The 9,026-nt window shown below is 48.6% G+C and carries 6 protein-coding genes; all 6 read right to left on the reverse strand.

Annotated elements, in window-relative coordinates; genetic code table 11:
- Window positions 1–618: 618 nt before the first annotated feature.
- The 6 genes from NC980_RS25825 to NC980_RS25850 all read right to left on the reverse strand — a co-directional run bounded on the left by NC980_RS25825 (window position 619) and on the right by NC980_RS25850 (window position 8,287).
- Entirely contained in the window at window positions 619–1,017 is a 399-nt protein-coding gene (locus NC980_RS25825; protein WP_347272613.1) for a response regulator, read from the reverse strand.
- Between the two features lie 168 nt (window positions 1,018–1,185).
- Window positions 1,186–1,632, reverse strand: a complete 447-nt coding sequence (locus tag NC980_RS25830; protein WP_190377109.1) for a response regulator — start codon at window positions 1,630–1,632, stop codon at window positions 1,186–1,188.
- Between the two features lie 2 nt (window positions 1,633–1,634).
- On the reverse strand, window positions 1,635–2,237 hold the full coding sequence (locus NC980_RS25835; protein ID WP_190377110.1) for a response regulator: 603 nt from the start codon (window positions 2,235–2,237) through the stop codon (window positions 1,635–1,637).
- 13 nt (window positions 2,238–2,250) lie between these two features.
- Window positions 2,251–4,809 carry a PAS domain S-box protein gene (locus NC980_RS25840; RefSeq protein ID WP_190377111.1) on the reverse strand — a complete coding sequence of 853 codons (2,559 nt, stop codon included), beginning with the start codon at window positions 4,807–4,809 and terminating at the stop codon, window positions 2,251–2,253.
- Window positions 4,810–4,824: 15 nt separating this feature from the next.
- The gene (locus NC980_RS25845) at window positions 4,825–6,906 is read right to left on the reverse strand and encodes an ATP-binding protein (protein WP_199298545.1); all 2,082 of its coding nucleotides are present in this window, start codon (window positions 6,904–6,906) and stop codon (window positions 4,825–4,827) included.
- Between the two features lie 283 nt (window positions 6,907–7,189).
- The gene (locus NC980_RS25850) at window positions 7,190–8,287 is read right to left on the reverse strand and encodes a PAS domain-containing protein (RefSeq protein ID WP_190377112.1); all 1,098 of its coding nucleotides are present in this window, start codon (window positions 8,285–8,287) and stop codon (window positions 7,190–7,192) included.
- Window positions 8,288–9,026 lie beyond the last annotated feature (739 nt).

Here is a 9,026-nt window from a genome sequence, read left to right on the forward strand (position 1 = left end):
AGCAGCAGCAAGCAATCCCAGCAATCCCTCAGCAGCAGGTTCTGATACCACAAAGCCGTCAGAATACAGGCAGGACAATGAATTACACACCTTGAAGAAAGAAATGAAGTGTAGGGTAGGGTAGCATTTACTCCCAATTGTATTGCTGAGGCTTCTATCTCTGAGGTTTCTACTGTGGCCGTGCTTGAATTGAGGCAGAGGAATTAGAAAGAAAATCAATTGAATGAGAATTCCCTCTATTCCTACTTTCACTTAGCTAACCTGAGCTCGGGTTAAGCAAAATGCTGGAAGCTCGATGGGACAGGACTTAGCCGGACTACTGCCTTACATGTTGTTCTCAATAGACTTTTCTAATTGAAAATAATCGCATTTGTGAGCTTTATTGACAATGGCTTCGCAGTCATCAGAGCCGAAAGGTACGAGAAATCAAGGCCTTCGGCAATTCCTTATTCCGAACTCAGGTTAGGTAGCATTTAGCGGCTGCATAGGTTCTAAGGCCGGACTTCCTGCGGGTGCGGCAACGAACCAAAACTTGGAAAAGTGACGTGAACGTATTACTCGCGCAGCAAAAGTCCCAAGCTGTGAAAAAATCAGAATTAGATTCAGTGCTCATCTCTTTCATCGCCCTGTACAAGTTTCATCCCGAAACTGTAACAAGGCTTTCACTTGCATCAACAGTTTATCAAAGTCGATGGGCTTGCAAATAAAGCCATTCGCTCCCGCTTCCAATCCCTCAATCACTTTAGCTTGTTCGTGAGCCGTGACTAAAAGAATCGGAATAGAGGATAGTTCCGGCTTTCGCCGAATTCGCTGCACGACTTCATATCCGTTCATATCCGGCATCATCACATCTAGCAGGATCAGATCCGGCACAGCAGCTTCGACCTTCGCTAATGCAGATTGACCACCATTTGCTAATTCAATGCCATATCCTTCTGCTTCTAATACTGTTTGCATCAACAGTAAATTATCCGGTAGATCGTCAACAATTAAGATGCGGTAGATACAATCGGACACAGCCGTACTCGCTCAGAAATCAGATGTCTTCGTTGGTTGCAGGTTAGCATCTCAATATTGGTTTGAAGAGATGTTGTTGAACCACTAATGGGTTAACGCTTTCTGGTCTTCTTCTTTGACGAAGGCAATCAGTAGGATCTCGAGCATAGGACGCATAGATGTCCCTATTTAGGAGATATCGATTTGCGGTTTCTCGTTCAGCACAAGCCAATGAACGTGCAGTGTGTTCACAATTTCTACAAGCTGGTTAAAGCTAACGGGTTTGACCATGTAAGCGTTCACTCCTAAGTCATAAGTTCGGTTGACATCCGCGTATTCCCTTGAGGCAGTCAGCATCACGACGGGAATGCGCTTCAATCCGGGTTGTTGACGTAACCAAGCCAGTACTTCAGCTCCAGAGCGACGAGGAAGTTTCAAATCGAGCAGAATCAGCATCGGAAGTGGATACTGAACGCGATCCTCGAACGGCGGTTGTCCGGCCAAGTAGGCAATCGCTTGTTCTCCGTCGTTGATGATATGCAAGTCAGCAGCAATCTCAGCTTTACGAAACGCCCGCTGAATTAATAAAACCTCTTTAGGATCATCTTCAACCAGTAAAATTGGGGGCACATCCATTGTCACGAGTTAATTGATTTGTGTGAAGGATTCTCAGGTAGTAGGTCTTGTAGCAATTCGCTTGCCGTTTGAGCAGCGCGGTAAATCTGCTGGAAGTCGGCTTGGTCAGCCTGAGAACAAGATGTACTTCTCTCGAGTAACCGTGAACTGAGTGACAGAATTGTTTGCAGCGCTTCGTTGAGATCATGAACGCGAATGTTGGTATACCGTTCTAGCTCAGCACGGATTCTAACATTCTCGAGCGAACGACTGACAGCAGCAGGTAGACGAGCATAAGCATCTGATCGTTTGAGAATGTAATCGTCTAGTCCAAGCTTCATCGCCTCGACGGCGATTTCTTCCGTGCCTGTGTTGGTGAACATAATCACTGGAAGGGTTGGATCTTGCTCCTTAATGGCGAGAAGAACGTCAATCCCTGTTGTCCAGCGAATTTGGAAATCTGTAACCACCAAATCAAAATTTTTCTCCCGAATGGCGCGATTTAAGCCGCCCTGGTCGAGAACCTCTTGAACTTGCAGATTGGAGAAGGTTTGTTTGAGCGCGCGAATCGCCAAGGCACGATCGCCTGGATTGTCATCGATTAAGAGAATGCGGGATTGAGTCATGTGGAAAATAAATCTAGGTAGATGCAAGCGGTAATACAAGCCAAAATCGGCTACCGTGGCCCAGTTGAGACTCTACCCCAACTTGCCCACCCATGCGATCGATACCTTTCCGGACAATCGCCAAGCCAATGCCTGTTCCCGGAAATGTTTCGATGCCGTGTAACCGCTCAAACACACGAAAGATGCGATCTTGATATTCGGGTGCGATACCGATGCCATTGTCTTCGATCGTTAAGCGTACCAATTTTTTTTCAACCTGAGCCGCGATGACGATGGCAGGCTGGTTTGACGGCTCCACAAATTTGAGCGCATTGCTGATTAAGTTTGTGACCACTTGAATCAAAATGGGGCGGTTAGCAATTACCGAGGGCAGCGGAGACCGAATCTGGACGACTGCGTGACGCTCTCCAATTTCGCGATGTAGTTGACGTAGAGCAGCATCAACCACGGCATTCAACTCTGTCGGTTGCAAATTGATTTGCGTTCGACTCAGCCGGCTATAGCTCAGCAAATCATCAATCAAGGTGCCCATCTGCACCGCACTATCGGAAATGCTCTGAATGTAGGTATGAGCGAGATCATCGAGGTGAGTGCCGTAATCTTCTTCTAATGCCTGAGCAAATCCTTGCATAATTCGGAGGGGAGCTCGTAGGTCGTGTGAGACCGAATACGTAAACGCTTCTAGCTCTTGATTAATTTCCGTTAGTCGCGTGGTTCGATCCTCGATGCGTTGTTCTAAGGTAGCGTTGAGCTGCTGCAATGCAATTTCAGCCGCTTTGCGCTCGGTGATGTTGAGCATCACGCCAAGCAGACGGATCGGTTGTTCGGTGTCGTTATAAACCGCTCGTCCGCGTGCAGAAATCCAATGCACGCTGTCATCGTCCCAAACAACGCGAAAGTCTGAGAAGTAGAACGACCGAGTTGAAATCGCGGATTGAATCGCCTGCTCGGTTGCCTCAATATCGTCAGGATGCACGCGATTTCGCCACGTTTGATAGTTGGGTTCGCAGCCGTGTGGTTCATAACCTAAAAGCCGAAAGGAATTGTCATTCCAGATCACCTGTTCAGTAAGCAGGTTCCAATCCCAGGTTCCAATTCCCGAGAATTCCATTGCCGATCGGAATCGTTCTTCACTTTGGCGCAATGCTAATTCAGCTTGTTGGCGTTCGGCTTCCAATCGCTTTCTGTGATCGATGTCTTCGATGACAGAAATAAAATACTTTGGCTGTCCATCAGAGTCACGCACTAGCGCTACTGTTAAGTTGATCCATACGATCGAGCGGTCTTTGCGGATGTAGCGTTTCTCTATCGAATAGGTCTGGATTTCTCCTGCTATCATCTGCCGCATATAGCTCAGATCAAGGTCGAGGTCGGCGGGATGGGTGATGTCTTGAAATGTACAAGCCAACAATTCTTCGTAGCGATACCCGACAATTTCACAGAGTTTTTGATTGACTCGTAGCCAGGTGCCGTTTGGCGCAACTTGAGCAATTCCGACCGCTGCTTGATTAAATGTCGCTTTGAACTGCTGTTCACTCTCGCGCAGGGCGACCTCAATTCGTTTTTGCTGGGTAATATCTTCCACAGCAATGAGAATGCCCTTGACTCTTGCAGAGTTGTCTCGCCACGGCTGCACTTCCCAACGCAAAAATTGTTCGGAGCCATCAAGCAATACGTAGCGATCTTCATCACATTTTTCGCTGTGTCCCGCTAACCCGCGTTGATGAGCGGCTCTCCATCCTGCAGGCTGGTTTGGAAACAGATCGTAATGCGACTTGCCCAATACCGATTCGATCGAGCCGAGGTGGTAATCCTCGATCCAGCGCTGACTAACCGCAAGATAGTGCATTGTTTCGTTAAACATCGCAATGCTCGCAGGCGCATATTTCACAAATGTCTGAAGCCTCTCTTCCCGTTCCCTCAGGCTTCGCTCTGCTTGCTGTCGTTGTGCTTCATTGCGTCTAACCAGTTCCGCCAGTAGCGCCAGTAAGATTAAACTTGTCCCAGTGATGAGCGTAAAGGTGAACAGCGCGGAGCTTAAGTGTTGCTGCGATTCTGCTGTTCGTTGCTGCAATTGATCCGTTTCTTGGCGCTCGAAGACGGCGATTTGCGTCCGAATGTTGTCCATAATCCGCTTGCCACGATCCGACCGAACAATTCGCAGCGCCTCATCAAATTTGCCTGTGCGACGGAGCTGAATGGTTTGATTTAATTCGGTCAGTTTTGCCGTGATCGCTTGCTCTAGTACTTCAATTTGTTGCGGCTGCGTGGTTCTTGTCTTTAATTGCTTTAGCGTCTGGACTTGCTCACTGACCCGAGTGATCGCGCTGTTATACGGCTCCAAATACTGGTCTTGCCCAGTCAGCAAATACCCGCGTTGTCCAGTTTCCGCATCTTTAAGTGTTGAGAGCGTGTCTTCTAGCACAGCAATAACCTGGTGGCTCTGGCGCACGAGTCGCTCATTATCAACCAGCCGGAAGATGTTGCGGTAGGAAATCACACCATTGATTAACACCAGCACTAGCGTAATGCTGAAGCCAGCATTGATCTGCCGAACCAACGATTGCTTCATATCATTTGCTTCATCTTATTTCAACGAGGAATGAGCAAGCACGAGAACTGCTTCAATTAAGGCTGCCGGATCGATCGGTTTCGCTAAATGCCGATCGAATCCTGATTCTAATGCCTGCTGCTGATCATTCTCAGTGGCATAAGCGGTTAATGCAATAGCGCGAGTCGAAAGCGCAAAATCTTGGCGAATTCGTTGTAAGAGTTCATAGCCATTAATGTCAGGCATACCGATGTCGCTGATAATCACATCTGGGTTCGCTTCCCTGATCTGGTCTAACGCAGCTTGAGCGGACGATGCCATGGTTACAATCGCGCCTGCTTGCTGGAGAACGAACGCCACAAACTCGCGCGAATCCTGGATATCATCGACTACAAAAATGCGAACGCCACTTAAATCCCCGTCTTGATGGTTGGGAAGGGCAGGAGCCGGATTGGTAAGCTGTGCCGATGCGATCGGGAGCCTCACCGTGAACGTTGCTCCTTGTCCCACCCCTGGACTGTCCGCCCTTACCGTCCCCCCATGTAGTTCTACCAGTTCCTGCACAATTGCCAGCCCCAGTCCAAGTCCACCAAATTGACGAGTTGTCGTGTTGTCTTCCTGCCGAAACGCCTCAAACAGATGCGGTAGAAACTCCGGCGCGATGCCCTTGCCGGTATCGATGACTTGCAGTTGGGCATAGCCCCCCCTTTGAGTGAGCTGCACTTGAATTCGTCCGCCTTCCGGTGTGAACTTCACAGCGTTAGAGAGCAAGTTCCCAACAATTTGCTGCAACCGTCCTGCATCTCCTCTAATCGCGCCAACATGAACGGCGAGCGAGGCTTCAACATGAATTGATTTCGCCTCAGCGACAAGCTGAATTGTTTCGAGGGCATTCGCGACAATTCCGGCTAAATCGATCAACTCAACGGTCAAGACCAGCTTGTTGCGTAGAACGCGTGAGATATCGAGCAAGTCATCGATCAGTTGTGCCTGTTGCTGAGCGTTCCGCTCGATCGTACCCAAAGCTTCTGCAGCACGTTCTGGCGTGAGTTTGCCCATTCGCAATAGCTTTGACCAACCGAGAATGGGATTGAGTGGAGTTCGCAGTTCATGCGACACCACCGCTAAGAGCTCGTCCTTAATGCGATTTGCTCGTTCTGCGGCTTCGCGAGCCGCTTGTTGCTCTGCTATCAGCCGCATGCTTTCAGCTTCATGTTGTTTTTGGAAGCCAATATTGGTACAAGTGCCAAACCATTTCACCACCTGTCCTTGTTCGTCTCGAAACGGCACTCCCTGACCTAAAAACCAGTGGTACGTCCCATCGAAGTGACGGAAACGGTATTCGATCTCGTAAGAGTTACCACTCTTTACAGAAGCAAGCCACCGCTCACGGGTGCGATCTCGATCATCTGGATGGATAATGCTGAGCCAATCCAAGCTCAATAACTGTGATGAAGTTAAGCCTACAAAGTCACAGAAGCGCTGATTAACGTATTCGTTTTGTCCATCCGATGTTGTCACCCATACCAACTGGGGAATTGCTTCTGCTAGCACACGATATTGGGATTCACTTTCGTGTAACCGAGCCTCAATCTGTCCGCAATCTGGTTCTGATTCGAGTTGCATCCGTTCGGTTGCCTCAATTCCTTTGACATTGCACACTGTGCTCATTGCCGATTCAGGGAATTGAATTCTTTGACATGCAGGCGTTGTACCGACAAGGTGTACTGATTTAGTGGGCGAAATGAACGGGGTAATCGTAACGGCAACAGCATAAGGGGTATGTTCCTCACAGCGAAATAATGGTTGAGCGTCAAGTTTGACCCATACCAAATCGCCATCAGGTTTATAAAATCCCATTTTGACGTTCAAACACGGCTGTGCAGACTGGAGTGCCAGGAGCACTGGATGCATCTGATGAGGAAATGGAGCCCCATCCGGATGAATCATGTGCCAGAACAAATTTGGCGATGAGGTGTCTTGCAGTTGGTCGAGTGTCATCCCTAAAATGAGTTGAGCTGCCTGATTACAAGCAGTGATGGTGCCATCTGCCATTTGCAGCAAGATTCCGGTTTCTTGACGGGCTAGACTGGATGAATTGTCGTGATTCTGCGGCATTGAGCTCATTTTGTATTGCAATCTAGTTTCCATCACTAACCTTGTAGGCTGATTGGCGTAAAAGTGCTGCTACTGCTCATCCTGAGAAATAGGAATGTCACAACGTCTGAGCACCGACGCGTTTGAATCAATATTAAGCAATTCCTCTAGCAGTACTTTAAGTTGCCGCAGTGCAAGCGGAAATGGCATAGTTCGATTGTGTTCCCAGCCATTATTGTACGACTGTGGTCACAAGTGTGACGGCAAATAGCGATCGCGTCAGGTTGAGCAGTCAGCTTTCACTTCATAATGCTCGCAGGGTAAGTACCGCAGCAATTTTTCTGCCCTGCTCATCGTAGACGGGGCGAGCATTGCCCTCCACTAGAATCTCTGTCCCATCTGATCGCCGAATCCGCCAGCGTGCCTCTTTCACGACCTCATCTTTGAGCACAGCTCGACTTAAAGGTAGCTCTGCTGCAGGATAAGGATGTCCTTCTTCAGTGTAGAGATGATACATCTCGCTATAGTCTTCCGGCAGAACATCGAGCTTGGCAACCCCGTGCAACCGTGAGGCGGCATCATTGACAAACGTAATTCGCCCCTTCACATCGGTCACGATAACCCCTTCTATCAATTGCTGCAGGATGGCATCGCGTTCAGCAGCAAATTGAGCAATGCGCTGTCGTGCCTCTACTCCTTCAGTTACCTCAATATTCAAACTCAGTAGCCGGTCTACTCGTCCACTCAGGTCAAACAAAGGCTGATAGATGATATTAAAATACCCTTCGTACAGTTCACCGCTGCCGTCTCGATCGTAACGCGCCACCATTTCCTTGCCTTCATAGGCTACGCCAGTCGTGTAGACCTGATCGAGCAACTCAAAGAACCCTTGCCCTTCCAATTCTCGAAAGGCATTGCGTACCGTTAATCCCTCTAAGTTGCGTCCGCCGATGAGGTGCTGGAACCTGCGATTGTGCATCTCGATGCGATGTTCCGATCCCCGCATAATCGAGATTGCGATCGGGGCTTGTTCGAGAATCGCCCGGATTTCAGCCTGCACGGCTTCGTCTCGGAGGGCTCGAACTCGGTCAGAGATATCGCGACTGAATAGGAGCAGCCCGTTCTCAGTCGGAACAGCCCGGACTTCGTGCCAAGCATATAGCTTAGGCAGAAACAACTCAAATTTGACGCTAACTTGCGCCGCTGCAGCTTGTCGGAGTTGAACTTCTGCGGGCGTATTCAAAAGGTCAGGAAAAACGTCCCAGATAGACTGCCCCAATAATTCGTCACGCTTGCGTCTCAACAGCAGTTCTGCGCTGTGGTTGACGCAGATGTAGTTCCACTGGGTGTCGAGTGCAGTAATGGCATCAGACATATATTCTAAGACGGTTTCTAGATCCAACTTGACTCTCCTTGTTTCCCAACTTACTTTATCGCTCCATCTGCTTAGAAGCGTCGTTCGAATGAAAAATTTGCCTTCGAATTCCTATGATTTGCTTGATTGTCACAGTGCGCTAGCCAAAACTCTGCGCCTTCAGCGCGAGCTTTAGCTGCTACCGACCTCTATGAAAGACTGGAAACGCATTACATTCAAATTCATCCGCACTGCATTAGAAATCAGAGTTGAGGTGAGTGACTTGAGGCAAAGTGAATCGTTCAGCCAGTGAAGTTGGAAAGAAGGAAACATCCGGTTTGTCACTCTCGAGTTAACTTGAGCCTTCAGTCCTTCAAGAACATCTGCGCTCTTAGTGCAGAGTGGCTGAGTATCGAAGATGGTTTCTGTACGATCGCGCTTCTGCTCACTCCGCAGAAGTTTCTTTTGTTCCAGAATCACCCAATCACCCTCCTGCTGGGAGTTTGAGCGTTTTTTGATTGAGTTCAATTAACTACTTGGGCTGAACGAGAGAGTGCATATTTGAAGACAGTTGTAGTCTGTGCATAAGTCCAGCGACAGTCCAAGATTTGTACCACGACTGTATGACGCTGCCAATAAGATGATGAGATCCGGTAGGATTTCCCTCGTCAACTCCCTTTCAGCTTCATTAAGGATTACTTAGAACTTAGTGAATTGGAAGATAGCTCAATTTACTGTCCTACTTTACGTTCAGCTCTGTCTCCCGCCTACTATAGCTTTTTACAAC

The sequence above is a fragment of the Leptolyngbya sp. AS-A5 genome, assembly GCF_039962495.1.
Lineage (GTDB): Bacteria > Cyanobacteriota > Cyanobacteriia > Leptolyngbyales > Leptolyngbyaceae > Leptolyngbya.